General features: G+C 66.9%; 23 protein-coding genes. 12 read left to right on the top strand and 11 right to left on the bottom strand.

Features of this window, described 5'->3' with window-relative positions; genetic code table 11:
* Positions 1-757: 757 nt before the first annotated feature.
* Both GLA29479_RS12510 and GLA29479_RS12505 read right to left on the bottom strand, forming a co-directional pair.
* Positions 758-1,213: a c-type cytochrome gene (locus tag GLA29479_RS12510; protein WP_057917749.1), complete on the bottom strand. Its 456-nt coding sequence runs from the start codon at positions 1,211-1,213 to the stop codon at positions 758-760.
* An 8-nt stretch (positions 1,214-1,221) separates the two neighbouring features.
* On the bottom strand, positions 1,222-1,608 hold the full coding sequence (locus tag GLA29479_RS12505) for a c-type cytochrome (RefSeq protein ID WP_057920024.1): 387 nt from the start codon (positions 1,606-1,608) through the stop codon (positions 1,222-1,224).
* Positions 1,609-1,948: 340 nt separating this feature from the next.
* Between GLA29479_RS12505 and GLA29479_RS12500 the strand changes: the two genes are divergently transcribed.
* From GLA29479_RS12500 to GLA29479_RS25975, 6 genes are all read left to right on the top strand, one after another.
* Positions 1,949-3,094 (top strand): efflux RND transporter periplasmic adaptor subunit, encoded by a 1,146-nt coding sequence (locus tag GLA29479_RS12500; protein WP_057971770.1) that lies wholly within the window; start codon positions 1,949-1,951, stop codon positions 3,092-3,094.
* Positions 3,095-3,184: 90 nt separating this feature from the next.
* On the top strand, positions 3,185-6,712 hold the full coding sequence (locus GLA29479_RS12495) for an efflux RND transporter permease subunit (protein WP_248842727.1): 3,528 nt from the start codon (positions 3,185-3,187) through the stop codon (positions 6,710-6,712).
* Positions 6,713-6,724: 12 nt separating this feature from the next.
* Positions 6,725-9,802 (top strand): efflux RND transporter permease subunit, encoded by a 3,078-nt coding sequence (locus GLA29479_RS12490; protein ID WP_057917751.1) that lies wholly within the window; start codon positions 6,725-6,727, stop codon positions 9,800-9,802.
* Between the two features lie 84 nt (positions 9,803-9,886).
* Positions 9,887-10,030: a hypothetical protein gene (locus GLA29479_RS25265; RefSeq protein WP_169795653.1), complete on the top strand. Its 144-nt coding sequence runs from the start codon at positions 9,887-9,889 to the stop codon at positions 10,028-10,030.
* Positions 10,031-10,144: 114 nt separating this feature from the next.
* Entirely contained in the window at positions 10,145-11,923 is a 1,779-nt protein-coding gene (locus tag GLA29479_RS12485; RefSeq protein ID WP_144436504.1) for an ExeA family protein, read from the top strand.
* Positions 11,924-11,926: 3 nt separating this feature from the next.
* Positions 11,927-12,733, top strand: a complete 807-nt coding sequence (locus GLA29479_RS25975) for a general secretion pathway protein GspB (RefSeq protein WP_057971768.1) — start codon at positions 11,927-11,929, stop codon at positions 12,731-12,733.
* Positions 12,734-12,974: 241 nt separating this feature from the next.
* On the opposite strand, the gene GLA29479_RS12475 is transcribed toward GLA29479_RS25975, so the two are convergent.
* The 9 genes from GLA29479_RS12475 to ykgO all read right to left on the bottom strand — a co-directional run bounded on the left by GLA29479_RS12475 (position 12,975) and on the right by ykgO (position 20,295).
* The gene (locus GLA29479_RS12475) at positions 12,975-14,204 is read right to left on the bottom strand and encodes a TraB/GumN family protein (protein ID WP_057973186.1); all 1,230 of its coding nucleotides are present in this window, start codon (positions 14,202-14,204) and stop codon (positions 12,975-12,977) included.
* Between the two features lie 319 nt (positions 14,205-14,523).
* Positions 14,524-15,408 carry an alpha/beta hydrolase gene (locus GLA29479_RS12470; protein ID WP_237051771.1) on the bottom strand — a complete coding sequence of 295 codons (885 nt, stop codon included), beginning with the start codon at positions 15,406-15,408 and terminating at the stop codon, positions 14,524-14,526.
* A gap of 61 nt (positions 15,409-15,469) precedes the next feature.
* Positions 15,470-16,078 carry a TetR/AcrR family transcriptional regulator gene (locus GLA29479_RS12465; protein WP_338039928.1) on the bottom strand — a complete coding sequence of 203 codons (609 nt, stop codon included), beginning with the start codon at positions 16,076-16,078 and terminating at the stop codon, positions 15,470-15,472.
* A 282-nt stretch (positions 16,079-16,360) separates the two neighbouring features.
* Positions 16,361-16,924: a GNAT family N-acetyltransferase gene (locus GLA29479_RS12455; RefSeq protein ID WP_057917757.1), complete on the bottom strand. Its 564-nt coding sequence runs from the start codon at positions 16,922-16,924 to the stop codon at positions 16,361-16,363.
* Positions 16,921-17,808: a carbon-nitrogen hydrolase gene (locus GLA29479_RS12450; RefSeq protein WP_057917758.1), complete on the bottom strand. Its 888-nt coding sequence runs from the start codon at positions 17,806-17,808 to the stop codon at positions 16,921-16,923. Before GLA29479_RS12450 ends, GLA29479_RS12455 begins: the two co-directional genes overlap by 4 nt.
* Before the next feature lie 81 nt (positions 17,809-17,889).
* Positions 17,890-18,441 (bottom strand): hypothetical protein, encoded by a 552-nt coding sequence (locus tag GLA29479_RS12445; protein ID WP_057917759.1) that lies wholly within the window; start codon positions 18,439-18,441, stop codon positions 17,890-17,892.
* A 139-nt stretch (positions 18,442-18,580) separates the two neighbouring features.
* A complete protein-coding gene (locus tag GLA29479_RS12440) occupies positions 18,581-19,618 on the bottom strand; it encodes an agmatine deiminase family protein (protein WP_057917760.1) in 1,038 nt (345 codons plus the stop codon).
* 4 nt (positions 19,619-19,622) lie between these two features.
* Entirely contained in the window at positions 19,623-19,955 is a 333-nt protein-coding gene (locus GLA29479_RS12435) for a hypothetical protein (RefSeq protein WP_057917761.1), read from the bottom strand.
* Positions 19,956-20,169: 214 nt separating this feature from the next.
* Positions 20,170-20,295, bottom strand: a complete 126-nt coding sequence (ykgO, locus tag GLA29479_RS12430) for a type B 50S ribosomal protein L36 (protein ID WP_010342887.1) — start codon at positions 20,293-20,295, stop codon at positions 20,170-20,172.
* A gap of 305 nt (positions 20,296-20,600) precedes the next feature.
* On the opposite strand from ykgO, the gene cmk reads away from it, so the two are divergent.
* The 6 genes from cmk to GLA29479_RS12400 all read left to right on the top strand — a co-directional run bounded on the left by cmk (position 20,601) and on the right by GLA29479_RS12400 (position 26,434).
* Positions 20,601-21,293, top strand: coding sequence for a (d)CMP kinase (gene cmk / locus GLA29479_RS12425; protein WP_057973185.1), 693 nt, complete (start codon positions 20,601-20,603; stop codon positions 21,291-21,293).
* Between the two features lie 276 nt (positions 21,294-21,569).
* Positions 21,570-23,258: a 30S ribosomal protein S1 gene (rpsA, locus tag GLA29479_RS12420; RefSeq protein ID WP_031371667.1), complete on the top strand. Its 1,689-nt coding sequence runs from the start codon at positions 21,570-21,572 to the stop codon at positions 23,256-23,258.
* A 185-nt stretch (positions 23,259-23,443) separates the two neighbouring features.
* Entirely contained in the window at positions 23,444-23,746 is a 303-nt protein-coding gene (locus tag GLA29479_RS12415) for an integration host factor subunit beta (protein WP_031371666.1), read from the top strand.
* A gap of 247 nt (positions 23,747-23,993) precedes the next feature.
* Complete coding sequence (locus GLA29479_RS12410) at positions 23,994-24,272, top strand: lipopolysaccharide assembly protein LapA domain-containing protein (protein WP_057917762.1); 279 nt, start codon at positions 23,994-23,996, stop codon at positions 24,270-24,272.
* 2 nt (positions 24,273-24,274) lie between these two features.
* On the top strand, positions 24,275-25,453 hold the full coding sequence (gene lapB, locus GLA29479_RS12405; RefSeq protein WP_031371664.1) for a lipopolysaccharide assembly protein LapB: 1,179 nt from the start codon (positions 24,275-24,277) through the stop codon (positions 25,451-25,453).
* 3 nt (positions 25,454-25,456) lie between these two features.
* Positions 25,457-26,434 (top strand): MraY family glycosyltransferase, encoded by a 978-nt coding sequence (locus GLA29479_RS12400; RefSeq protein ID WP_057971766.1) that lies wholly within the window; start codon positions 25,457-25,459, stop codon positions 26,432-26,434.
* The last annotated feature ends 52 nt before the right edge of the window (positions 26,435-26,486 follow it).

The following is a 26,486-nucleotide window of genomic DNA, read 5'->3' as shown; positions in this document are numbered from 1 at the left end:
GTTCGGCCCCGGCCGCGAGTTCCAGCCCGCCGGCGGCGACCGCCGGCGCCGGTCCGAAGCCGACGCCCGCGCCCGGGACCTGGTCGACGCCGAAGCGCGGCGACGACTGGGGCGACTCCACCCGCAACCAGCCAGGTGGGCAGCGCGGCGACACCCCAGGCCTGTACAACAGCGACGGCAGCGTGCGCCTGGCCGATGCGCCGGGCTCGGCTTCGCCGGGCAAACCGCCGGGCACGATCACCGCCGAGATCAAGGACCTCGACCGCGCCGGCACCTGGTTGCGGCGCAAGCCCACCGATTACGAGCCGACCGCGCTCGACAAGTACTGGCGCCCGAACGAAACCCTGTTGGCCGAATGGGTCCGGCGCAGCGTGCAGACGGTGATGATTCCGATCCCGGGCAGCAAGGGCAAAAGCATCCAGTGTTCGGTCGCGCTGCTGATGCTCGGCGGCAGTTGCGGCATCAACGACCCGAACCTCAACGAGCAACCGGCCACCGCGCGCCCGCCGCCGGATATTCCGTTCAAGCCGCATCTGCAGGAAGACAACGGCAGTGTGCGGCCGCCGCCGGGCGGGTGAGGGCGGTCGCTGGAGTGGATGCGAGTTCCAGGGGGTTGGCTGCGCTGGTTGCCGCGATAGCGAGTTCGCAAGGGCTCAGGCCGCAGCGGCTCTTCCGCAAACGCCGCCGCAAACGAAAACGGCCCGCTGATGCGGGCCGTTTCTTTCTGATCGATGGCGCGGCGAGGCCGCGCTATGGCTCAGTGGATGCCGTGCAGGTCGCGCAGCTGGCCTTTCTCGCGCGAACCGAAGTAGGCGGAGAGGTCGGCGATCTGCTGGTCGTTGAGATCCTTGGCCTGGCTCGACATCAACGCATGTTCGCGGTCGCCGTCGCGGTACATCTGCAGCGAGTGGGCGATGTAGTCGTGGTACTGGCCGGCGAGCTTCGGGTAGGTCGGGTCGATCGGCGCATTGCCTTCGGCGCCGTGGCAATCGACACAGGACTGGCCGGTGGCCTTGCCCTTGACGCTGGCGAGCTTCTCGCCCGCGGCGACGTTGCCGGCCGGCAGGCCCGCCGACGACGAAGTGTGGCCGGCGTCGCGGTCGGCCGAAGAATGGCCGGCCGGGACTTCACCGCCCTGCGAGCAGGCGGCGAGGGTCAGGACCGAGAACAGGGCGATGGCGAGGCCGCTCTTGAAGAAGCTGGGGTTCGTCATGGGGCGGCTCACTTGGCGCTGGAAAGGAAGGCGGCGATATCGGCGATGTCCTGGTCGGAGAAGCTCTGAGCCTGGGCCTGCATCGTCGGGTGCTTGCGCGTGCCTTTCTTGTATTCGGTCAGCGCATTCGTCAGGTATTCCGGCGACTGCCCGACGATTTTGGGAACGTGATAGTTCGGGTACGCGTTCTTATAGCCGGTGACGCCGTGGCAGCCCTGGCAGGTATAGGTCAGTTGGCGGCCGGTCTCGGCATTGCCCTTGATGGCCGGCGCGGCGGCCGGAGTGGCCGCAACGGCGGCGGGGGTGGGGGCCGGCGCCTTGGCGGGTTCCTGAGCGTGTGCCGTCATGGCGGCCAGGGTCAGGGCAAAGCAGGCGGCGATCGTCAGCGGTCGCATCATGTCTAGTCCGCAATCTCGAATGGCTAGCGAAAGGTGGTGGCTGGCTGTGCAGGGCCGGAGCCGCGCATAAGTCGGCGAGTATAGCCGGCCATGCGACTGCAACGAAGTCGTCCTTGAGCGCATCCATACTCGCAGGGCGGCGAGGGCGTGCCGCCCGAGGCCGCCGCAGGCGCGCGATCGGCATCGCTCGCGCTTACCGTGCCTCAGAATAAATGCATGGCTCCAGTCACCATTACCTTCGGCGGATGGTGGTTTTCAGGGCCGGTGATATACCTATATACAACACCGGCATACGACCGGTAACCGACGAAAAAACTAGAGCTTGGGGTCGTCTCGAATGCGTCAACTCACCAATATCCGCAAGAGCGGTCCGGCAATGGGCGGCACGGTGGCAGTCGCCGCCCTGGCCCTGGCCTGTGTGCTTGGCCTGTCGGCCTGCAAGGGCGGTGCCGGCGCTGCGGAAGCGCAGGCCAAGGAAGCCAAGGACAAAGCATCGGAAGCGGTTCCGGTCGAGGTCGCCCAGGCGACGCGGCGCGCGATCGCGGCCAGCTACACCGGTACCGCGCCGCTGGAGGCACGGGCCGAATCGCAGGTGGTGGCCAAGACCTCGGGGGTGGCGCTCGCGGTGATGGTCGAGGAAGGCCAGCACGTCCAGGCCGGCCAGGTACTGGTGCGGCTCGACTCGGCGCGCGCCGAGCTGCAGGCCGCCCAGACCAACGCCACCATGCGCAAGCTCGAGGCCAACTACGCCCGTTCCAAGCAACTGGCCGAACAACGCCTGCTGAGCGCCAACGACAACGACCAACTGCGCTACGACCTGGAGAACGCCCGCGCCGCCAATCGCATGGCGAACCTGGAGTTGTCCTACGCCAAGGTCGAAGCGCCGATCTCGGGCATCGTCGCCTCGCGTTCGATCAAGACCGGCAACTTCGTCCAGATCAACTCGCCGATCATCCGCATCGTCGACACCTCGCGCCTGGAGGCCACGCTCAACGTGCCCGAACGCGAGCTGGCCACGCTCAAGGCCGGCCTGCCGGTGCAGATGCAGGTCGATGCCATGCCCGGCAAGGTCTTCACCGGCACGGTCGACCGCGTCGCCCCGGTGGTCGATTCCGGCAGCGGCACCTTCCGGGTGATCTGCGCCTTCGAAGGCGGCGGCACGCTACAGCCCGGCATGTTCGGCCGCCTGCGCATCGACTACGACAACCGCGCCGACGCGCTGGTCGTGCCGCGCGCGGCGCTGCTCGACGACGAGGGCGACCCGGCGGTGTTCGTGGTGCGCGGCAAGAAGGTCTCGCGGGTCCCGGTCAAGCTGGGCTATCTCGACGGCGCCTGGGCCGAGGTCCGCGACGGCCTCAAGCTCGGCGAGCAGGTCGTGGTGGCCGGCAAGACCGCGCTGCGCGAGGGCACCGAGGTGCAGTTGATCGGCCCGTCCGCGCCGCGTGAAGTCGCCGCCGCGAAGCCGGCCGCACAGAAACAGTAAGCAAGCGCGCGTGGTACGCGCGCCCTTGCCGCCGCCGCGGTCCGCCGCGGCGCCGGCCCACATAACACTTAAAGAACGTGGGGACTGACTGTGGCTCAGCCTTCGGACGCGACGTCCTTCAATCTGGTGGAATTCTCCACCCGCCGCCGGGTCACGGTGGCGATGGTGACCATCACTTTCCTGCTGTTCGGCGTGATCGCCCTCAACAGCCTCAAGGTCAACCTGCTGCCGGATCTGAGTTATCCGACCCTGACCGTGCGCACCGAGTACACCGGCGCGGCGCCGACCGAAATCGAGACCCTGGTGACCGAGCCTCTGGAAGAGGCGCTCGGCGTGGTCAAGGGCTTGCGCAAGCTCAAGTCGGTCTCGCGCACCGGCCAGAGCGACGTGGTGCTGGAGTTCGCCTGGGGCACCGACATGGACCAGGCCAGCCTGGAGGTGCGCGACAAGATGGAAGTCGTGCAGTTGCCGCTGGAAGTGAAGAAGCCGGTGCTGCTGCGTTTCAATCCTTCGACCGAGCCGATCCTGCGCATCGCCCTGTCCAATAAGGGCGCGGCGGCCGACGATACCGATGCGATCCGGCGCCTGACCGAGCTGCGCCGTTACGCCGACGACGATCTGAAGAAGAAACTCGAACCGGTCGATGGCGTCGCCGCGGTCAAGGTCGGCGGCGGTCTCGAGGACGAGATCCAGGTCGATATCGACCAGCAGAAGATTTCCCAGCTCAATCTGCCGATCGACACCGTCATCCAGCGCCTGCAGCAGGAGAACATCAATATCTCCGGCGGCAGCCTGCAGGAAGGCAACCAGCGTTATCTGGTGCGCACCGTCAATCAGTTCGCGACCGTGCCGGAAATCCGCGAGATGCTGGTCACGACGCAGGCGGCCGGCGGCAACGCCGCCGCGGACGCGGCCGCGGAAATGGCGCGAGTCGCCGCTGCATCCGGGTCGGCCGACGCCATGGCCGCCGCGGCCTCGGTGCAGAGCGCGTCCTCGGGCGAGCAGAGCACGCCGGCCGGCGGCAAGCCGGTGCGATTGAAGGACATCGCCGAAGTCCGCCAAGGCTATAAGGAGCGCGAAGCGATCATCCGCCTGGCCGGCAAGGAAGCGGTGGAGCTGGCGATCTACAAGGAAGGCGACGCGAATACCGTGGCCAGCGCCGACGCCATCCAGGCGCGGCTGGAGGCGATCAAGTCGCAGATCCCGGCCGACGTCGAGCTGACCACGATCGACGACCAGTCGCAGTTCATCCGCCACGCCATCGCCGACGTCAAGAAGGACGCGGTGATCGGCGGCCTGCTCGCGATCCTGATCATCTTCCTGTTCCTGCGCGATGGCTGGAGCACCTTCGTGATCGGCCTGTCGCTGCCGGTCTCGATCGTGACCACCTTTTTCTTCATGGGCCAGCTCGACCTGAGCCTCAACGTGATGTCGCTCGGCGGCTTGGCCCTGGCCACCGGCCTGGTGGTCGACGACTCGATCGTGGTGCTCGAAAGTATCGCCAAGGCGCGCGAACGCGGGCTCGGCATTCTCGAAGCGGCCGTTACCGGCACCCGCGAGGTCAGCATGGCGGTGGTCGCCTCGACCCTGACCACGATCGCGGTGTTCCTGCCGCTGGTGTTCGTCGAAGGCATCGCCGGCCAGTTGTTCCGCGACCAGGCGTTGACCGTGGCTCTGGCGATCGGCATCTCGCTGATCGTGTCGATGACCTTGATCCCGATGCTGAGCGCATTGCGCGGACGGCCGGCGATGGGTTTCCAGGAAGAAGCGCCGCATCCGCGCTGGCAGCCGCGCAGCCAGGTGACGAAGGTGCTGGCATGGCCGTTCCTCGCGATCGTCGCGGCGGTCCGCTGGACCTTCTTCGGCATCGCCTGGGCGGTGGTGCGCGCCTGGCGCATTCTCGCCGCAGTGACCGGCCCGGTGATGCGCAAGGCCAGCGATCTGGCGATGGCGCCGTACGGCCGCGCCGAAAGTACTTATCTGAAACTGTTGCCGGCGGCGTTGGGCCGACCGGTCCTGGTGCTGCTGCTGGCCGGCGCCGCCTTCGTCGCGACGATCGCGACGGTGCCCTTGCTCGGCACCGACCTGATTCCGCAGCTGGCCCAGGACCGCTTCGAGATGACGGTCAAGCTGCCGCCCGGCACGCCGCTGCGCGAGACCGACAAGCTGGTGCGCGAGCTGCAGCTCAAGCACGACAAGGACCCCGGCATCCGCGCGCTGTTCGGCGTCAGCGGCAGCGGCACTCGTCTGGACGCCAACCCGACCGAGAGCGGCGAGAACATCGGCAAGCTCACCGTGGTGATGGCCGACGGCGGCAGCAAGGAAGTCGAGGCGGGCGAGACCGAACGCTTGCGCGAAACCATGCGTGCGCATCCGTCGGCTCAGGTCGGCTTCGCTCGTCCGCAGTTGTTCAGTTTCTCGACCCCGCTGGAAATCGAACTGCGCGGCCAGGACCTGGAGACCATCCAGCGCGCCGGCCAGCGCATGGCGGCGATGCTGCGCGCCAACCCGCACTACGCCGACGTCAAGTCGACCGTGGAGCAGGGCTTCCCGGAGATCCAGATCCGCTTCGATCAGGATCGGGCCGGTGCGCTCGGCCTGACCACGCGCCAGATCGCCGACGCGGTGGTGAAGAAGGTGCGCGGCGAAGTCGCCACGCGTTACAGCTTTCGCGACCGCAAGATCGACGTGCTGGTGCGGGCGCGCGAATCCGACCGCGCCTCGCTGGAAAGCATCCGTCGTTTGATCGTCAATCCGGGCAGCAGCCGGCCGGTGACCCTGAGCTCGGTCGCCGACGTGGTCTCGACCACCGGCCCCAGCGAGATCCATCGAGCCGATCAAGTGAGGGTGGCCATCGTCTCGGCCAACCTGCGCGAGATCGACCTCGGCGGCGCCATCGACGAGGTCAACCGGATGGTCGCCGAGCAACCGCTCGGCGCGGAAATCGGCATGCACATCGGCGGCCAGGGCGAGGAATTGCAGCAGTCGATCAACTCGCTGCTGTTCGCGTTCGGCCTGGCGATCTTCCTGGTGTATCTGGTGATGGCCTCGCAGTTCGAGTCGTTGCTGCATCCGTTCGTGATCTTGTTCACCATCCCGCTGGCCCTGGTCGGCGCGGTGTTGGCCCTGGTCATGACTCGTTCGCCGATATCGGTGGTGGTATTCATCGGTCTGATCCTGCTGGTCGGCCTGGTGGTCAAGAACGCGATCATCCTGATCGACAAGGTCAACCAGTTGCGCGAGCACGGCACGCCCAAGCGCGAGGCCTTGATCGAAGGCGCGCGTTCGCGACTGCGCCCGATCGTGATGACCACCACCTGCACCCTGTTCGGCTTCCTGCCGCTGGCGATCGCCACCGGCGAAGGCGCCGAGGTGCGCGCGCCGATGGCGATCACGGTGATCGGCGGCCTGCTCGTTTCGACCCTGCTGACCTTGCTGGTCATTCCGGTGGTGTACGACTTGCTCGACCGCCGTTCCGACGAGCACTACCGCGAGCGCGCTCGCCGCGCTCGCCGAGACTCCAACGCGGTCGCCGAACACATCCACGACGAGCAGGCGCCTTTGCACGACGCCGACCTGCATCATCCGCCGCACGGCCCCCAGCCGGGCCAGGCCTGAGGAGCACCCAGGATGAGCGTTGCTGAGTTCAGCATCCGGCGCCCGGTCACGGTCATCATGGCCTTCGTGTCGATGTTCGTGATCGGCCTGATCGCGGCGGTGCGCCTGCCGCTGGAGGCCTTCCCATCGGTCTCGTTCCCGTTCCTGGTGGTGCAGATGCCGTACACCGGCTCGACCCCGGAAGAGGTCGAGCGCACGGTGCTGCGCCCGACCGAAGACGCGTTGTCGACGATGACCGGCATCAAGCGCATGGAGGGGACGGCGCGCGCGGACAGTGCCGAGGTGGTGATCGAATTCGCCGACTGGGAACGCGACATCGCCATCGCGGCCTCCGAGGCGCGCGAGCGCATCGATGCGATCCGCAGCGACCTGCCGGACGATCTGCAGCGCTACTTCGTGTTCAAGTTCTCCACGACCGATCAGGCTTTCTTGCGCATCCGCCTGGCCGGCGAGCACGACCTGTCCGGCTCCTACGAGCTGATCGACCGCGAGTTCAAGCGTCGTATCGAGCGCCTGCCCGGGGTGGCCAAGGTCGAAATCTCCGGCGTCTCGCCGAACGAAGTCGAGATCGCGATCGCGCCGGACCGGCTGACCGCGCACAACATCAGCCTCAATGAGTTGACCACGCGCCTGCAGGCGGTCAACTTTTCGGTCTCGGCCGGCGAGATCGAGGATGGCGGCCGCCGTTTGCGGGTGCAGCCGGTCGGCGAAATCACCGACTTGCAGCAGTTGCGCGACCTGGTCATCGGCACCAACGGCACCCGTCTGGGCGACATCGCCGAGGTCCGCTACAAACCCAAACGCATGGCCTACGGCCGACGCCTCGACGGCAAGCCGGCGGTCGGCCTGGACATCTTCAAGGACCGCAGCGCCAATCTGGTCGAGGTGTCGAGCCTGGCGCTGGCCGAGGTCGAGAAGATCAAGTCCGAGTCGGCCTTGCGCGGGGTGCAGTTCAAGATCATTTCCAACGAAGGCGAGGAGGTCACCAGCTCGCTGCTGGAGCTGGCCGAGGCAGGCGCGGTCGGCCTGGTGCTGTCGATGGCGGTGCTGTTCTTCTTCCTGCGCCATTGGCCGTCGACGTTGATGGTGACCCTGGCGATCCCGATCTGTTTCGTGATCACCCTGGGTTTCATGTACTTCGTCGGCGTGACTCTCAACATTCTGACCATGATGGGCCTGCTGCTGGCGGTCGGCATGCTGGTCGACAACGCCGTGGTGGTGGTCGAGAGCATCTATCAGGAACGCGAGAAGATGCCGGATCAGCCGCGGCTCGCCTCGGTGATCGGCACTCGCCACGTCGCCATCGCCCTGTCGGCGGGTACGTTGTGCCACTGCATCGTGTTCGTGCCGAATCTGTTCGGCGATACCAACCAGATCAAGATCTTCATGTCGCAGCTCGCGATCACGATCTCGGTCTCGCTGTTGGCCTCGTGGCTGGTCGCGGTGAGCCTGATTCCGATGATCTCGGCGCGGCTCAAGACGCCGCCGACCATCAACCGCAGCACCGGCCTCATTCCTTACCTGCAGCGCAACTATGCCCGGCTATTGCGCTGGAGCCTGGATCACCGCGGCTGGAGCGTGTTCGGCATCGTGCTGATCATCGCGATCAGCATCCTGCCGATGACCCAGATCAAGTACGACATGTTCGGCGGCGAGGGCGGCGACAGCGCCCGCGTTTACTACCAGTGGAAGGGCAGCTATACCAAGGAGCAGATGTCGGACGAGGTCAAGCGGATCGAGGATTATCTCGACGCCAACCGCAAAAAATTCCACATCACCCAGGTCTACTCCTACTACAGCGAAGACGGCGACGCCAATACGGTCATCACCTTCGACAAGGAGCTGGTCAAGAAGACCAAGCCGATCACCGACGAGATCAGCAAGGGCTTGCCGAAATCGGCTCGCGCCGGCATCGGCATCGGCGACGAGGGCGATCAGGGCCAGCAGAACCAGGTGCAGGTGCAATTGGTCGGCGATTCCAGCGCCATGCTCGAACGGCTGGGCCAGGACATCGTGCCGATCCTTGCGCGCAGCCCGCGCTTTCGCGACGTCCGCGTCGAAGCCGGCGACCGCAATAACGAGCTGCGCATCAGGGTCGACCGCGAACGCGCCGCCGCGTTCGGTTTCAGCGCCGACGAGGTATCCAAGTTCGTCGGTCTGGCCTTGCGCGGCGCCACACTGCGCGAGTTCCGCCGCGGCGACAGCGAGGTGCAGGTATGGGCGCGCTTCGCCGGTGCCGATCAGTTCAGCACCGCCGAGATCGCGTCCTTCACCGTGCGGGCGCCCGACGGCCGCAGCGTGCCGCTGTTGAGCATGGTCGAGGTCGACGTGCATCCCTCGGCGAGCCAGGTCAGCCGGGTCAACCGCCAGACCACGTTGACCATCAAGTCCAACCTCGGCGACAAGGTCACCGTGCCCGAGGCGCGCAAGGAGATGGAAGCGATCCTCAAGCGGGTCGCGTTCCCGCCCGGCTACAGCTATTCCTTCGACGGCAGTGCGTTCCAGCGCGACGACGAGGCCAACCAGCAGATGCTGTTCAACCTGCTGATTGCCCTGATCATGATCTACGTGGTGATGGCGGCCGTATTCGAATCGCTGTTGTTCCCCTCGGCGATCATGAGCGGCGTGCTGTTCTCGGTGTTCGGGGTGTTCTGGCTGTTCTGGATCACCGGTACCACCTTCGGGATCATGTCCTTCATCGGCGTGCTGGTGCTGATGGGCGTGGTGGTGAATAACGGCATCGTCATGATCGAGCACATCAACAACCTCCGCCGTCGGGGCCTGTCGCGCACCGAGGCACTGGTCGAAGGCAGCCGCGAACGCCTGCGCCCGATCCTGATGACGATGGGTACGGCGATCCTGGCGATGGTGCCGATCGCGTTGTCGACCAAGACCAGCGGCAATATGCCGCCGTACTTCCCGATGGCGCGCGCGATCGCCGGCGGCCTGGCGTTTTCGACCGTGGTCAGCCTGCTGTTCCTGCCGACCATCTACGCCATCCTCGACGACCTGCGCAGCGGCAGCGCCAAGCTGGTACGACGCGCACGCGGCGTGCCGGCCGAAGCGGGCACGGCGTCACAACAGGTCTGAGCCGCGCGTTGACGCCGCTGTTGCGGGTCGTTAGCGTGGTGGCGCACGGCGATGGAGCCGTGCGCCACATCTCATGGAGGAAAGATGCGCAAGAAGACCACGGCGGTTCTGACCCTGGCGGCGATGCTGACCGGTTTCGCGAGTTCGGCGTTCGCCAGCGACGGCGGTATCGGCCTGTGCCAACGCGTCAACGAAATTTTGGTGATTATCACCCTGCCTTGCGGCTGACACGGCCAGCACCCGCCTGAAGCGTGCCCCGGCTGAGGTCGGGGCGCTTGTGTATCTCTTCCACCGGGGCCTGGGCGCTGCAGAAGCTGAAACCGGCCGGAGCGCACGTTCCGTTTGTGCAGCGCGCAATCCCGACGAGGGCAGGGCGCGCCCAATACGATTTCATGGCAGGCTAGACGCCTCAAAGCCACGACGACGCGCATGTACCTCGAGCACTATGGCCTGAAGGAGCCGCCGTTCTCGATCACCCCCGATCCGCGCTTCGTGTTTCTGAGCGAGCGCCACCGGGACGCGCTGGCGCACCTGCTGTTCGGAATCGGCCAGGGCGGGGGCGGCGGTTTCGTCCAGCTCACCGGCGAAGTCGGCACCGGCAAGACCACCCTGTGCCGGTTGCTGCTGGAACAACTGCCCGAGAAGACCCACGTTGCCCTGGTGCTGAATCCGCGGTTGACCCCGGTCGAGCTGTTGGAAACGATCTGCGAGGAATTGCACCTCGACCTCGCCGGCAAGCGCGGCAGCGTCAAGGCCTTGGTCGATGCGCTCAATGCCTACCTGCTCGGCGCCTATGCGCAGGGCCTGCGGGTGGTGTTGATCATCGACGAAGCGCAAAACCTCTCGTTGGAAGCGCTGGAGCAGGTGCGGCTGCTGACCAACCTGGAAACCGATACGCAGAAGCTGCTGCAGATCATTCTGCTCGGCCAGCCGGAGTTGCGCGTCATGCTCGCGCGCCCCGACATGCGCCAACTCTCGCAGCGCATCACCGCGCGCTTCCACTTGACCCCGTTGAGCGCAGACGAAACCACGGCGTTTCTGCGCCATCGCTATCGCATCGCGGGCGGGCAACGCCTGCCGTTCACGCCCGGCGCGATCAAGCGCATTCACGCGCACTCCGGCGGCGTGCCGAGACTGATCAACGTGATCGCCGAGCGCGCCTTGCTCGGCGGTTACGCACACGACAACATCCAGGTCGACGAGAGCACCGTGAACCGGGCCGCGGCCGAAGCGCTGGCGCCCAGCCAGCGGGGCGTTTCGCACCAGCGCCTCGCCATCCTGTCTGCCGCCGCCATCGCGGCGTTGGCGCTCGGCGCGCTGTGGTGGTGGACGCAGCCACGCTCGGCCACAGCCAACGCATCGACAGGCCGGGCCGGGGCGGGGAACAACGCGCTCATCGCGAAGACGCCGGCCAAGCCGGGTGACCAGACCGGAGCCACGGCTGCGGATAAGACGCCATCGGAGGCGAAGGCCGAACCGGGCGCGGAACTGCCGGCCGGGGCGAACGACCCGACTGCAACGCCGCATTTGGACGAGACCGCATTCGCGCAGCGTATCGCTGCGGCCGAGGTCGCTTCGCTGCCGGCATGGCGGCAGTTGCTGAGCGAGTGGAAGCTGCCGACGGATGAGGCTGCCGTCGCCACAGCGTCGCGATGTATCCCTCCTATCGCTCCCGGAGTCTATTGCCTGCGCGGCGAGGCGAGTCTGGAAAAACTGATCCAGTTCGGCCGTCCGGTGCTGCTGCATCTGCGCCTCGGCGTCCGCGATCCCTGGGTGCTGCTGAGCGGGGTGGATGCGAGCAAGGTGCGTTTGTCGCTGGACGGGACCTCATTCGACACCGAGCGCGCCGCACTCGAACGTTTATGGACCGGCGAATATGCCGCCGTATGGCGCGGCCCCGAGGGCTTGGCGTCGTCGTTGTCGCCGCGCGCCGGCGGTGTGCGCGGCGAGTGGTTGCGCACGCGGCTCGGCGTGACCGCGGCCGGCGGCGCAAGCATCGAGGACGTACGTCGTTTCCAGAGCGCACGCGGTTTGCTCAGCGACGGCGTCGTCGGTCCGGAGACCATGCTGGCGCTGTCGTCCGGCGACGAAGGCCCGCGTCTGCAGCCGGTGCTGGAGTAAACGATGTCGTTGATTCTCGAAGCCCTGCGCAAATCCGAGGCCGAACGCCGCCGCGGCGAGTCGCCCGACCTGTACGCGGAACTGCCGCCGGTCGCCCGCGTGCAGCGTCAATCCACGCCGATCGGGTGGTGGCTGGTGCTCGCTGCGTTCGTCGTCGCTGCGCTCGCCTGGTGGTTCGGCAGCCGGTCGTCGCCGCCGGTGGAGCCTGCCGCAAACACTGCAGAACCGGTCGTCAGGCGCGATACGGCGGCGACTACGGCGCCGCCTCGTCTCGATCCGCCCGCGATCGCCGGGTCGTCTGCGGCTCCTGTCGAGCCGGCGCCCGCAACTTCACCCTCGACCCAACCCTCGGCTCCGGCCGTCGTCGCGGCGCCGCCGTCGTCGGCTCCGGTTCCCGCTCCGGCTTCGGCGCCTGCGGATGCGAGTACCGATAGGGATGCGAGTCGGGATGCCGTCGCGGTTGCACCGCGGTCGCTGCCCGCGCCCGAAGCTTTGCCCACGCCGCCGCCCATCGCGGCGCCGGAACCGTTGCCGGCACCACCGCCCGCGCCGCCGCAGCCGGTGGTCGCCGACAACAACGAAGGCCTGCTGCAACTCGCCGACCTTTCCACCGCCGAGCGCAAACAGCTGCCGCCGCTCAAATTGAGCATGCACATGTGGAACGATGCGCCGGCGCAGCGGTTCGTGATCATCGACGGCCAGCGCCTGTCCGAAGGCGGCCGCATCGGCGACGCGGTGCTGGTGGCGATCAGGACCGACGGTGTGGTCCTGGACTGGAACGGACGGCGCCTGAAGCTGCCGATTCGTTGAGCCTTAGCGAAACGGATAGAGCTCCGTCGCTCCGACAACCTGTTCCCCGATCGCCTCGTGACATTCCCCCTTGCAAAGAGGGGGCGAGGGGACTTGCCCTGCGCGCAGCGTCGTCGGCGCAAAGGCAAATCCCCCGCGCTCCGTTTGCTCGTCTGCAACGATCCTGCGCCGGGCGCTTGCCCCCTACTCAAAAGGGGCAACAGACGGTGACGGCGAAGCTGCCCGGCTTAAATCCGGCGCCTCAACCGACCAGCTTGCTCGCGATGCGGAACCCGGCCAGCCACACGCCGATGCCGGTGCCGATGTTGGTCAGCATGAAGTTCAGCACCACGCGGGCGACGCGGTTGCGGTACCAGCCTTTTAGCGTCTGCGCGTCGTCGCGCAAGGCCATGAAGTCGCCGTAGGCCGGCTTGCGCCGATGCACTTCGACCAGCGCGCTGAGGGCGCCGGTCGGTACGCCGGGGCGGAACGGTTTCAACGGAGCGACCACCGCCGCGGTGATGATGCTGAAGGGATGTCCGCCGGCCAGCAGGCAGCCCAGCGCAGCCAGGCCGCCGGTGAACAGCACCCACTGCAGCAACAGGTCGGCGCCCATCGCCGCACCGCCTTTCCAGAAGCCCCAGGCGATGCCGGCGATGATCAGCGAGGTGATCACGATCATCACCCACGGCACCTTGCTCTTGCTGGTGACCTGTTCGAGCGCGGTGCGCTGGGCGACCGGGTCTTCGGTGTCTTCGCGCAGATGCCGGGCCAGGCCTTGCAGGTGGCCGGCGCCGACCACGGCCAGCACTTCGCGCGCATCGCCATGGGTCTCGCGCAGACGCGCGGCCATGTAGCGGTCGCGCTCGGCGATCACGGTTTCGTACAGCTCCGGGCTTTCGGCGGCGAATTCGCCGAAGCTCGATTCGAGCATGTCGCCTTGCTTGAGTTTCTCGATCTCTTCCTCGCCGACCTCGTCGGCGGCGAACAGGCCGCTGATCAGGCCGACGCCGAGCTTGGCCCGGCCCCAGAAACCGAGCTTGGAGGAGGCGCGCTTGAAGGTCAGGCCGACTTCGCGATCGATCAGGTGCACCGGCAGGTCGCGTTCGCGCGCTTCCAGCACGGCGCGCTTGAGCTCGGCGCCGGGCTCGATGCCGAGCTGTTCGGCGAGCCGGCGCTGATAGGCGGCCAAGGCCAGGTTGGCGGCGAACAGAGCGGTCTTGCCGGAACGGATCACCTGGATCAGGTCGAGCCGCGCCAGCGCATCGGGATCGGTCAGGGCCTGCAGGCGCTGCGGATCGAGTTCGACGGCGACCGCATCGAAGGCGCCGCTGCCGACCGCATCGCGTACCGCATCGACGCTGGCCTGGGAGACGTGGGCGGTGCCGAGCAGGGTGTAGCGCACGCCGTCGCGTTCGACCACTGCGTGCGGTTGCGTGGCGAGCACGTCCTGCAGGACGCCGCCCGCCGGCGCCAACAACGACTCGCTCATGCGCGAAGCCCGCGCAGTCGACGGATGGACGAACTCGAGAACGGATGCATGCAGCGGCCCGGTGGCGGCCCCGGCAAACACAACGGCGCCCATGGGCGCCGTCTGTGCCGAAGCGGGTGGAATTCGATGGGTGAAGGCCGCTGCGTTGCCGGCGGCGACTCCTACCGTATGGGGGCAGAGCTTAGAGCCTGCAACCGGGGCCGGCAATGAACGCGGTCGCGTTCACGAAACGGCCGGGAGGGCAGTGCAGCGCGCCCGCCGCGGCGGATCTCCCATCGAGCCGCGGCGGCCGGTGGTGGCGGCCGCCGCTGGGCCGGGTTCAGGCGAAGCCGTAGGGCAGGTTCTCGCTGGACACGACTTTGTCGCCGACCTGTTCGCCGTGCAGGAAACGCAGGGCGGCGACGATCACGCTGCCGTCGTCGGCGATGCGGTTGTGGCCCAGGCCCTGGGTGCTGAGCAGACGCGAATCGGGCCAGTAGCGCGCATAACGCTCGCCCTCGGCCCACGGCACTTCGCGGTCGTCCAGGTCGTGCACGATCAAGGCCGGGCTGGCGATGCCGGGCGCGTTGCGATGGGCCTGCTGCGAATCGAAGCTGATGCCGATATGCGCCTCGTAATAGGCGAACAGGCGCCGGCAGATGTCTTCGCCGACCCACAAAAAGCGGGCGAAACGCTTCACCGCCGCGACCGGGTCGGCCGCGGGCGCGATCAGCACCGCGCGCTCGGCGCGCATGCCGCGCGCCATCGCCAGCAAGGCCGCGGCGCCGCCGAGCGAATGGCCGATCACCACCGCTGCCGGACCGTAGTGCTCGCCGACCGCGAACAGATGGCGGGTGAAGTCGGGCAGGGTGGCGAGGCGGCCGGCGCTCTTGCCGTGGGCGGGCTGGTCGAACGCCACCACTGCGTAGCCGGCGGCGGACAGCGCCGGCAACCACTTGGCGATGCGGGTGCCGTGGCTCGACCAGCCGTGGGCGAACAACACATAGGGCTGGCGCTGCGGATCGCCCCAGACATAGGTGGCGATGCGCTGGCCGTCGACCTCCAGCGATTCCTCGCGGGCGCCGTGGGTCGGCGCGGCGAGGGCGCGGCTGCGGGTCGAGGCGAACGGCGTACAGAACAACCGTGCCACCCGGTGCATGGTGGCGTCGGGCGCGAACCAGGCGCCGACCACGAAGCCCAGGCGCAAGCCGTATAGTTTCAACATGTTACGAACGGTCGTGCTAATTTTGGCGATAAGCGGATACATGACGAACCTCGTCGGTCGCTCAGGCGGTGGGGGAGGAAGCGTAGGAACGGATCAGGCGCTCGTAGGCGCGGCGCCCGCGTTCGGTCGCGGAGTCGTAGCCGAACAGGCCGGAATCGTGGTGCACGACCAGGGCCACGCCGTAGATTTCGAAGGCGAGCTGGGCGGTGTCGGTGTCGGCGCCGAGTTCGCCGGTGTCGATGGCCAGTTGCACGGCCTTGCCCAGGACCTGGTGCCAGCGTTTCTGTTGATCGACCACGGCATCGCGCAGCGAGCCGGGGCGGTCGTCGTACTCGCTGACCGCGCCGAGCAGGACGCAGCCGCCTTCGGTGTGGCGCGCCCAATCGAACCAGGCATCGACGATGGCGCGCAGCCGCGGCAGGCCGCGGGGGTGTTGCAGTGCCGGCAGCAACACATATTCGACGAAGCGCTGGCTGGCCATGTCCAGCACCGCCAGCTGCAAGTCTTCGCGCGAACCGAAGTGGGCGAACACGCCGCTCTTGGACATGCCGACCGCGGCCGCCAGCGGGCCGATCGACAAGCCTTCCAGCCCGGCCGACGACGCGATGCCGTAGGCCTGTTCGAGGATCGCGTCGCGGGTCGCGGCGCCTTTGACGGTGGCGGTCAGCATCGACATGAATTCAAATTAGCACGTCCGTTCGTTTTATTGCGACCGTTCGTCGGCAATCGCCGTTCAGCTTACCGGACGACGCCGGCCTTGCCACGGGCCTGGGTCGCAGTGCGACTCCGAACGCTCTGCAACCGCATGTAATGAGAACTCGGACCGCAGCCATCGGCGGCCACGAGCGGGCGCCCGGAGTCCGTCCGGGTAGCGGGCGTGCGAGTGTTCAAGGCAAGGGAGGCCGAGGCCTCGGTGGATATCGCGTGCATCGAAGCCATCGCCGGGTGGCGATCAGCGCAGGCCCGGCACGCCTTCGTCGGGCTCGCCCTGGTCGCCGTCGCCGAGCGCGCGCACCAGTTGCACGGTGTCGAGCCAGCGGCCGTGCTTGCGGCCCAGGCCGGGAAATACCCCGCCGGGCTTGAAACCCAGGCGTTCGTGCAACGCCACCGAGGCCTGGTTGCTGCCGTCGCCGATCACCGCGACCATCTGCCGGAAGCCCAGCGCGGTGCAGTCCTCGATCAAGCGCAGCATCAGCGCCCGGCCGATGCCGCGGCCGTGGAAGTCCGGAGCGACGTAGACCGAGTTCTCGACCGTCCAGCGATAGCCGATGCGGGTGCGGTAGGCGGTGGCATAGGCATAGCCGGCGAAGGCGCCGTCGTGCTCGGCGACCAGATAGGGATAGCCGGCGTCGACGATCGCGCGCCAGCGGCGGCGCATCTCGGCGGCGTCGGGTTCGTCGTACTCGTACGTCGCCAGGCCCTCACGGACTTCCCGCGCATACAGCACGGTGATCGCGTCGAGGTCGGCCTCGACCGCCGGACGCAGCAAGGGCGACGGACGAGCGTCGGCGTTCAATCGCGGTACCGCTTGAGCAGATCGGCGTAGGCGTCGATGCGGCGATCGCGCAGGAACGGCCAGATCCGCCGCACGTGTTCGCTGCGGCCGAGGTCGACTTCGGCCATCACGATCTCCGGCTCCTGGGTCTTGGCTTCGGCCAGGAACTCGCCCTGCGGCCCGAGCACGTGGCTCGAACCCCAGAACTGGATGCCCGAGGCTCCGATCGGCGAAGGCTCGTGGCCGACCCGGTTTACGCTGAGCACCGGCAGGCCGTTGGCGACCGCGTGGCCGCGATGGCTGAGGATCCAGGCATTGCGCTGGCGATCCTTTTCGTCCTGTTGATCGTCCGGGTCCCAGCCGATGGCGGTCGGATACAGCAGCAGCTCGGCGCCGGCCAGGGCCATCAGGCGCGCGCCTTCCGGGTACCACTGGTCCCAGCACACCAGCACGCCGAGGCGGCCGACCGAGGTGTCGATCGGCTCGAAACCGATGTCGCCCGGAGTGAAGTAGAACTTCTCGTAGAAGCCCGGATCGTCCGGGATATGCATCTTGCGGTACTTGCCGGCGATCGAGCCGTCGGCCTCATAGACCACCGCGGTGTTGTGGTACAGCCCGGCCGCGCGGCGCTCGAACAGCGAGCTGACCAGGACCACGCCGTGTTGCTTGGCCAGAGCGGACAGGCGCTCGGTGCTCGGGCCGGGAATCGGCTCGGCCAGGTCGAACTCGGCGACCGACTCGTGCTGGCAGAAGTACGGGCCGTTGTGCAGTTCCTGCAGCAGCACCAGGCGCGCGCCGCGCTTGGCCGCCTCGCCGACGCGAGCCTCGATATTGGCCAGGTTGGCTTCGCGCGAGCCGTGGTCGCGGTCCTGGATCAGGGCGACGGGGAGGGTGGTCTTCTTCATCGTCTCTAGCTTGATCGCGAACGTGGGGGAGTCATTGTAAGGCCGCGCGCCGGCGCGGCCGTCCCGGCCGAGCACTCCGCGTCATTGCGCGGTATCGCGCGGGCAGGCGCTCGGGTTCTCTTTGGCCAGATCCGGTGGCGGCGCACCGGTGCTGCGGTCCAGCACTCGCAGTTCGCAAGCGCGGGCGCCGGTCTCTTCCTGCACGACTTCGTAGTCGTGCTGGGGCTGTGGAACGAAGCTGACCAGATTCAGGCAGGTGCCTTGCACCAGGTACATGCCGGGTCCGTCGTAGAACGTACCGGGGCCGCGGGGCGGCGAGCTGGTAACGCCATAGCCGTGCAGGCCCGCCGCCAGGTAGAGGCGCTGGCCGGCGTCGACCGTGGCAGCTTTGCGCAAGGTCGTATAGGTCAACATCGCAGCGAGCCGGCCGGTGCCGGAGGTGTCCTTGCACTGTGCGTCGCGGTACGCGGAATAGACCTGCAGCGAGCGGCCGCCCAGGTGCATTGCACCGCGGACCAAGCTCAGTTGCGCTGTGCCGGCGCCGGCATTGGACTTGTAGTATCCGGCGCCGCAGCCGGACAGCAGGCCGGCGGCCGCGAGGGCGAGGCCCGCGGCGAGTATGGTTCGAAGCATCCCTGATCCCCTGGTTCGGCATGCGCGAACGACGCGCATGTGGCGCGCAAGGTTGTCGCATCCGCACCGAGCGGACAAGTTGCGATCCGTCGGCCCGGTCGCGTTGCAGTGCGGGCGGATGCGGTCCGCCCGACGAGGTTCAGCCGGCCACCAACCCCTGCGGCAACTGCATCGTCACGCAATGCAGGCTGCCGTTCTGCCAGATCAACGAGCGGCAGGGCACCGGCACGATGTCGCGATCCGGGAAGGCCCGGGCCAGCACGGCCTGGGCTTCGGCGTCGGCGGCATCGCCGTAAGCCGGCATCAGCACGGCGCCGTTGATGATGAGGAAGTTGGCGTAACTTGCCGCCAGCCTTCGGTTTTCATCGATCACCGGCTGCGCCCACGGCAACGCGAACAGACGATACGGCTGGCCGTCGCGGGTGCGCAGCGCCGCCAGTTCGGCGGCCATGGCCTGCAGTTCGCCGTAGTGCGAATCGGCCGGGTCGTCGCAACCCTGGTAGACGATGGCGTCGGGCGCGGCGAAGCGGGCCAGGGTGTCGATGTGGGCGTCGGTGTCGTCGCCTTCCAGATAACCGTGATCCAGCCACAGCACCCGGTCCTGCTGCAGCCAGCCGGCCAGCTTGGCGGTGATTTCCTCGCGGCCGGCCTGCGGGTGGCGTTCGTGCAGGCATTGCCAGGTGCTCAGCAAGGTGCCGGCGCCGTCGGTCTCGATGGCGCCGCCTTCCAGCGCAAAATCAATGCTTTGGCGAGTACTGTTCGAGAAGGTTCCCATCTCGGTCAGGCGTTCGACCAGCAGGTCGTCCTGGCTGGCGTCGAACTTGCCGCCCCAGCCGGTGAAGCGGAAGTCGAGCAGGCGGAAGCCTTCGCCGTCGCGCAGGCTGATCGGGCCGGAGTCGCGCAGCCAGGTGTCGTCGTAAGGCGCTTCGATGAAGTGCACGCAGGCCATGTCGATGCGCGCCGATGACAGGCGTGCACGTGCATAGGCCTGGACGTCGTCGTCGGCCACGCAGATCAGCACGGGTTGGTAGCGGACGATGGCCGCGACCAGGGCGATGTAGGTTTCTTCGACTTCGCCCAGGCGCTCGGCCCAGTCGGTGTCGGCATTCGGCCAAGCGATCAGGACCGCGGACTGGGGTTCCCACTCCGCGGGGAAGCGCAATACGTTTTTATTCATAGCCTCAAAGGATAGGCGGTTTCGGCCCGATTTCCTCGGCGTCGGCCTTGTTGGCGACCACGTCGATCACCCGGCTCTTCTCGAAATAGACGGTGAAAGCCGGGTAGACCCAACGGTTGATCTGCGGCCATTGCCGCTTCTGGCCGCCGCGCGGGTCCATGCGCTGGGTCGGCTCGCCGTAGCGCGCCTTGACCTGGTCCATGCTCTGGCCACGGGCCGGCAGCAAAGCCTTGCCTTCCTCCTGCACGCGCTGGATCAGCAGAGTCTCGGCAGAGACGGCGCCGGAAAAGGCGAGCAGGGCGAGCAACAGCGGGGCAACGGCGATACGCGATTTCATGGAAGAGCCACCTCGTCAAAGGACGCGGGGATTCTAGTCACAAGCTGACGCTTAACGGCAGCGTGCGGCCGTCACGGTTTGGCGAAGCCGAGGGGTGGGGCGGCAATAAGAATGAAGAAAGCCGCCTTGCGGCGGCTTTCGACTTCGAACCTGGACGGCGAGGGGCCGTCCGGCGGGTTTCAGCGCTGACGCGCTTTGACCGAGCTGGTTCGTTTCAGCGCTGACGCGCCTTGAAACGCGGGTTCGACTTGCAAATCACGAAGACCTTGCCGCGGCGGCGGACGACTTTGCAGTCGCGGTGACGGGCCTTCGCCGACTTCAGGGAGGACAGGACCTTCATGAGAGACCTCGGCAAAAATTAGGTGAAAGAAGCGGGGTGGAAAAGTTAGCCCGCGATTGTAGCGGACAAATCTTCGTCCGATCAAGTGCTTGCGTGAAAAAATCCAGCCGGCGCCGGCGAGGGGTGAAATTTCCGACGTAACGGCGATGCGCCGAGCGCTGTGACCGCAGGGCCTGGGCTAGGGTTTTTCGGCCCGACTCGGCGGGTCGGGCCGCGCGAACCGGGGCTCGCGCGCCCGGGCGCCTGGCGCCGATCGGCTGCGATCGCGAGCCGAAAACGCGTGCTGCCGTCGCATAATGATACGCATGAACAGCGCATCCTCAGACAACAGCAGTATCCCCGTCCTCACCATCGACGGGCCCTCGGGCTCGGGCAAGGGCACCATCAGCCGCCTGGTCGCGCAGCGCCTGGGCTGGCATTACCTCGATTCCGGCGCGCTTTACCGCGCGGTCGGCGTCGCCGCGGGCTGGGCCGATCTCGACCTGGCCGACCCGGCGGCCCTGGTCCGCTGCGCCTTCGACACCCACATCGGCTTCCGCGACGACGAGCGCGGCGAGCTGCGGGTGCTGGTCAACGAGGTCGACGCCACCGACGAGCTGCGCACTGAAACCGCCGGCGCCGCGGCCTCTGCGATCGCTGCGATCCCGGAAGTCCGGGCCGCCCTGAAGGACCGCCAACGGGCGTTCAGGCAGGCGCCGGGGCTGGTCGCGGACGGCCGCGACATGGGTACGGTGATCTTCCCGGATGCCCCGTTCAAGGTGTTCCTGACCGCCAGCGCCGACGAAAGGGCCGAAAGGCGCTATAAGCAGTTGAAAGACAAAGGGGTTTCGGTTATTTTAGATGGTCTGCTGCGGGAGATTCTTGCCCGCGACGCCCGCGACGCCCAGCGTTCGGTGGCGCCGTTGCGTCCGGCTGAAGATGCCGTTCGCATCGATACGACCGGGTTGGGCATCGACACGGTAGTCGAACAGGTGCTGGCTTTGTTGCCTGCGCGCTGAACGGCACGAGCGCACGCGATGCGTCCGCGGCAGAGGCAGTCGTAAGCAGGTTTGTAGTAGCAGGCTTTGGTTACAGATCGCTTTCGTTACAAGAAGTTCCGTTGCAAACGTTGTTCTACAGCCCCGTCGCAATCCTGCGGCGGATCAACCAATAACACATGGTGCAGTTCCATCGCGCCACATAACGGGTGGGTCGACCACGTACTGCTTGCGTTGCCAGTCCGGCAACGATGTCAGACGGTGCGGCCCGTGTGTTTAACCGAGATATCCAATCCAATGACCGAATCATTTGCCGAACTGTTCGAGCAGAGTCAGCAATACCTCGCCAAGCTGAAGCCCGGCGCCATCGTCACCGGTACCGTCGTGGAAGTCCGCGGCGACGTGGTGGTGATCAACGCCGGCCTGAAGTCCGAAGGCATTGTGCCGATCGAACAGTTCCGTAACGACGCCGGCGAGATCGACGTTGCCGTGGGCGACGAGGTCAAGGTCGCACTCGACTCGATCGAGAACGGCTTTGGCGAAACCGTGCTGTCGCGCGAGAAAGCCAAGCGCGCAATGGTGTGGGACGAGCTCGAAGAGGCGCTCGAAAAGAACGAGACCATCACCGGCCGCATCAGCGGCAAGGTCAAGGGTGGTTTCACCGTCGACATCAAGGATGTCCGCGGCTTCCTGCCGGGTTCGCTGGTGGACGTGCGCCCGGTGCGCGACTCCGCCTACCTGGAAGGCAAGGAACTCGAGTTCAAGCTCATCAAGCTGGACCGCAAGCGCAATAACATCGTCGTCTCCCGCCGCGCGGTGGTCGAGAGCGAGTACAGCGTCGAGCGCGAGCAGCTGATGGAGAAGCTGCAGGAAGGCGCGATCCTCAAGGGCGTCGTCAAGAACCTCACCGATTACGGCGCGTTCGTCGACCTCGGCGGCATCGATGGCCTGCTGCACATCACCGACATGGCGTGGAAGCGCGTGCGTCACCCGTCGGAAGTGGTGGAAGTCGGTCAGGAACTCGACGTCCGCGTGCTCAAGTACGACCGCGAGCGCAACCGCGTCAGCCTCGGCCTCAAGCAGCTGGGCGAGGATCCGTGGGACAACATCGCCCGCCGCTACCCGGCCAACACCCGCGTGTTCGGCAAGGTCAGCAACGTCACCGATTACGGCGCGTTCGTCGAGATCGAGCCGGGCGTCGAAGGCCTGGTGCACGTGTCCGAGATGGATTGGACCAACAAGAACGTCAACCCGTCCAAGATCGTGCAGGTCGGCGACGAAGTTCAGGTCATGGTCCTCGACGTCGATGAAGAGCGTCGTCGTATCTCGCTGGGCATGAAGCAGGTCACCTCGAACCCGTGGGAGACCTTCGCGGCCATCCACAAGAAGGGCGACAAGGTCGAAGGCCAGATCAAGTCGATCACCGACTTCGGCATCTTCATCGGCCTGGACGGCGGTATCGATGGCCTGGTCCACCTGTCCGATATCAGCTGGAACACCACCGGCGAAGACGTGGTCCGCAACTACAAGAAGGGCGACACGCTGGAAGCCGTGGTCCTGGCCGTCGATCCGGAGCGCGAGCGCATCAGCCTCGGCGTGAAGCAGCTCGAGCAGGACCCGATGGGTCAGTACGTGGCTTCCAACGCCAAGGGCTCGATCGTCAAGGGCACGGTCAAGGAAGTCGACGCCAAGGGTGCGACGATCGAACTGGCCGACGGCATCGAAGGCTACGTCGCCGCGCGCGACATCGCCAAGGAGCGCGTCGAAGACGCTTCGCAGTACCTCAAGGTCGGCCAGGAAGTCGAAGCCAAGATCATCGGCACCGACCGCAAGGGCCGCAGCATGCAGCTGTCGATCAAGGCCAAGGACGAGCACGAGCAGCAGGAAGCGATGGCCGATTACAACCGCCAGACCTCCGAAGCCGCCAGCGGCACCACCAGCCTCGGCGCGTTGCTGCGCGAGCGTCTGGGCGGCAAGTCCGAGTAATCGCTGCACGCGTCACGCTACAGGTAGTACGGCCCGGTCGATCCGGGCCGGGCAACACCGATGTACTCACCGAGGCGGCCCGGCATGGCCGGGTCGCCTTCGGTCTGCGGTAGGGGATCGCAGTAAATCGCGACGTCCGCACGACTCTCTTCACGACCTTCCTAAGGCAAGGCCACGCTTCGTCCATGACCAAGTCCGAACTCATCGAGATCCTTTCGCAGCGTCAGGCCCATCTCAAGGGCGACGATGTGGATCTGGCGGTGAAGGCTTTGCTGGAAATGATGGGCGGCGCCCTGTCGGCCGGCGAGCGGATCGAGATCCGCGGCTTCGGCAGCTTCTCGCTGCACTACCGTCCGCCACGCCTGGGCCGCAACCCGAAGACCGGCGAGTCGGTCGCGTTGCCCGGCAAGCACGTCCCGCATTTCAAGCCCGGCAAGGAACTGCGCGAACGCGTCAGCGGCGTGACCCCGCTCGACGAAGAGGCCTGAAAGCCAGGAAGAGTGGCGGCTGCGCCGCCTCGAGCAGCGAGGAACGAGTGGCATTGCCGCCGGCCCGCTTTTCGATTCCATATTTATATGTATTGGCCGCACTGGCCGAGGGGTAGGGCGATCGCGCCCTGACTCACTCCTTACTCCTCCAAACTCGTTTTCCCCGGCTCAACACGCCGCGGCCGCGCCTGTCCGTTAAGCTAGGCGCGACACGCACGAGATCGTGCACGACCTCCGGAACTCTCCCATGCGCGTGATCCGTCTCCTCATCGCCCTGGCCTGCCTCGCGGCAGGGGCGATCCTCGGCGCCCTGAACCGCCAGATCGTCAGCATCGACCTCGGCATCGGTTTCGTCCCGGCGACCTCGCTCGGCATCGCCCTGATCGTCGCCCTGTTGCTCGGCGCCCTGATCGGTGGTCTGGCGATCAGCGCCAGTGTGGTCCTGCCGTTGCGCCGTCGCCTCAGCCGCGCCGAGCGCGCGGCGAGCGCCGCGCCGGCGCCCCCGCTCACCGGCCCCGAGGTCTGAGCATGGAATTCATCAGCCAGTGGTTCTGGTTCTTCCTGTTGCTGCCGGTCGCGGCCGTGAGCGGCTGGGTGATCGGGCGGCGAGGGGGCGAGCGGCATAGCGACAACCAGGTCAGCCGGTTGTCGACCACCTATTTCCGCGGCCTCAACTACCTGCTCAACGAACAGCCCGACAAGGCGATCGAGTTGTTCCTGCACATCGCCGAGCTCGACAAAGACACCTTCGAGACCCAGGTCGCGCTGGGTCACTTGTTCCGCCGCCGCGGCGAAGTCGACCGCGCGATCCGCCTGCATCAGGCCCTCGTGCAACGGCCGGGCCTGAGCGACCAACAGAAGGTCCAGGCCTTGCTCGCGCTCGGCGAGGACTACATGCGTTCGGGTCTGCTCGACCGCGCCGAAACCGTCTTTAGCGACCTGGTCGCGCTCGACATGCGCGCGCCGCTGGCCTTGCGCCATCTGATCGGCATCTATCAGTCCGAACGCGACTGGGACAAGGCGATCGAGAACGCCCAGCGCTACGAGGCCGCGACCGGCGAGCCGATGGGCAAGCTGATCGCCCAGTTCGAATGCGAACTCGCCGACCGTTATCGCGCCGCCGGCGACACCGATGCCGCGCGCGCGGCGGTCAAGCGCGCCTACGAGGCCGATGCGAACTCGGTCCGCGCCGGCATGCTGGAAGGGCGCATCGAAGTGGAGACCGGCAACGATGCCGCGGCGATCCGCGCCTTCGAGCGCGTCGCCCGCGCCGACCCCGATTACCTGCCGGAAGTGTTGCCGGCCTTGCTGAGCTGCTATGAACGCGACGGCGACGCCACCGGCGCGCGCGCCTTCCTGGCCGAGATGTGCGAACACTACCGCGGCATCGCCCCGGTGCTGGCCCTGACCCGCATGGTCGAAGCCGAAGACGGTGTGCCGGCGGCGCGCGCCTATTTAGCGCGCCAGCTCAAGGACCGGCCCTCGGTGCGCGGCGAAGCGGCGTTGATCGACCTGACCATCGCCGAGAACGCCGACCCGCTGGCGACCCTGCACGACCTCAAGCACATCACCGATCAGTTGCTGGTGCGCAATCCGAGTTACCGCTGCAACCGCTGCGGCTTCGGCGCCCGTAGTCACCACTGGCAATGCCCGAGCTGCAAGGAATGGGGTTCGGTGAAGCCGCTGTTGAACTACGCGGTGGTTTGAGCGATGTGGCAATGGATCGCGATCTACGCGGCGCTCGGCGCCGCCGGTACCTGGTTGGCGCGCGTCTATGCGCTGCACAGCCGGCTCATCGACGAGCCCGGCGAACGCCGCAGCCATAGCGTCGCCACGCCGCGCGGCGGCGGCATCGCCATCGTCGCTGCGGTGCTGATCGCCGCGGCCGCGCTCGGCATTCGCTTCCCCTCGCATGCACCGCTCGCGCTGGCGTTCGCGATCGGCCTGTTGGCGATCGCCGGCATCGGCTGGGTCGACGACCATCGCCCACTGTCGCCGTGGCTGCGCCTGGGCGTGCATGCCTTCGCCGCGGCCCTGCTGGCGTTCGCGGTCTGGCACGTATTGGGCGATGTCTGGCTGGCGCTGGCGGCGTTCGCCCTGGCGGTCGGACTGACCAACGTCTGGAATTTCATGGACGGCATCAACGGCATGGCCGCTTCGCAGGCGGCGCTGGTCGCGCTGGCCCTGGTCTGGCTCGGCGGACCGGTCTGGAGCTGGCTGGCGCTGGCCTTGCTGGCGGCCTGCGTCGGGTTCCTGCCGTTCAATTTTCCGCGCGCGCGCATCTTCATGGGCGACGTCGGCAGCGGCGCGATCGGCTACGCCGTGGCCGCATTGTGTGTGCTCGCCGCGAGCGGGCTGGGTCTGCGTTCAGGCCTGTTGCTGTTGCCGCTGGCCGCATTCATGGTCGACTCCGGCCTGACTTTGCTGCGGCGGGTCCGGCGTGGCGAACGCTGGTGGACACCGCATACTCAGCATGCTTACCAGGTCTGGGCCAGGCGCATCGGCCACACCCGGGTGACCCTCGCCTATGCGGTTTTCACGCTGCTGTCCCTAGTCTGCGTGCGCTATGTGACCGAAGTCCGAACCGGTTTCATCTTATGTATGGGAGCCGCGTGGTATATGTCCGGCGCTTTTTTTTGGTGGCTGATCCAGAAGACCGGACGCGAAACCGGCGACCCGATCAGCTAGGACGAACCGAGCGGCCGAGCGGGCCGAACCGATTGATTTTCTTCAGTAGGGG

The sequence above is a fragment of the Lysobacter antibioticus genome, from assembly GCF_001442535.1.
GTDB classification, from domain to species: domain Bacteria; phylum Pseudomonadota; class Gammaproteobacteria; order Xanthomonadales; family Xanthomonadaceae; genus Lysobacter; species Lysobacter antibioticus.
The sequence above is the reverse complement of the archived record's forward strand: the minus strand, read 5'-3'. Positions and strand labels throughout refer to the sequence as shown.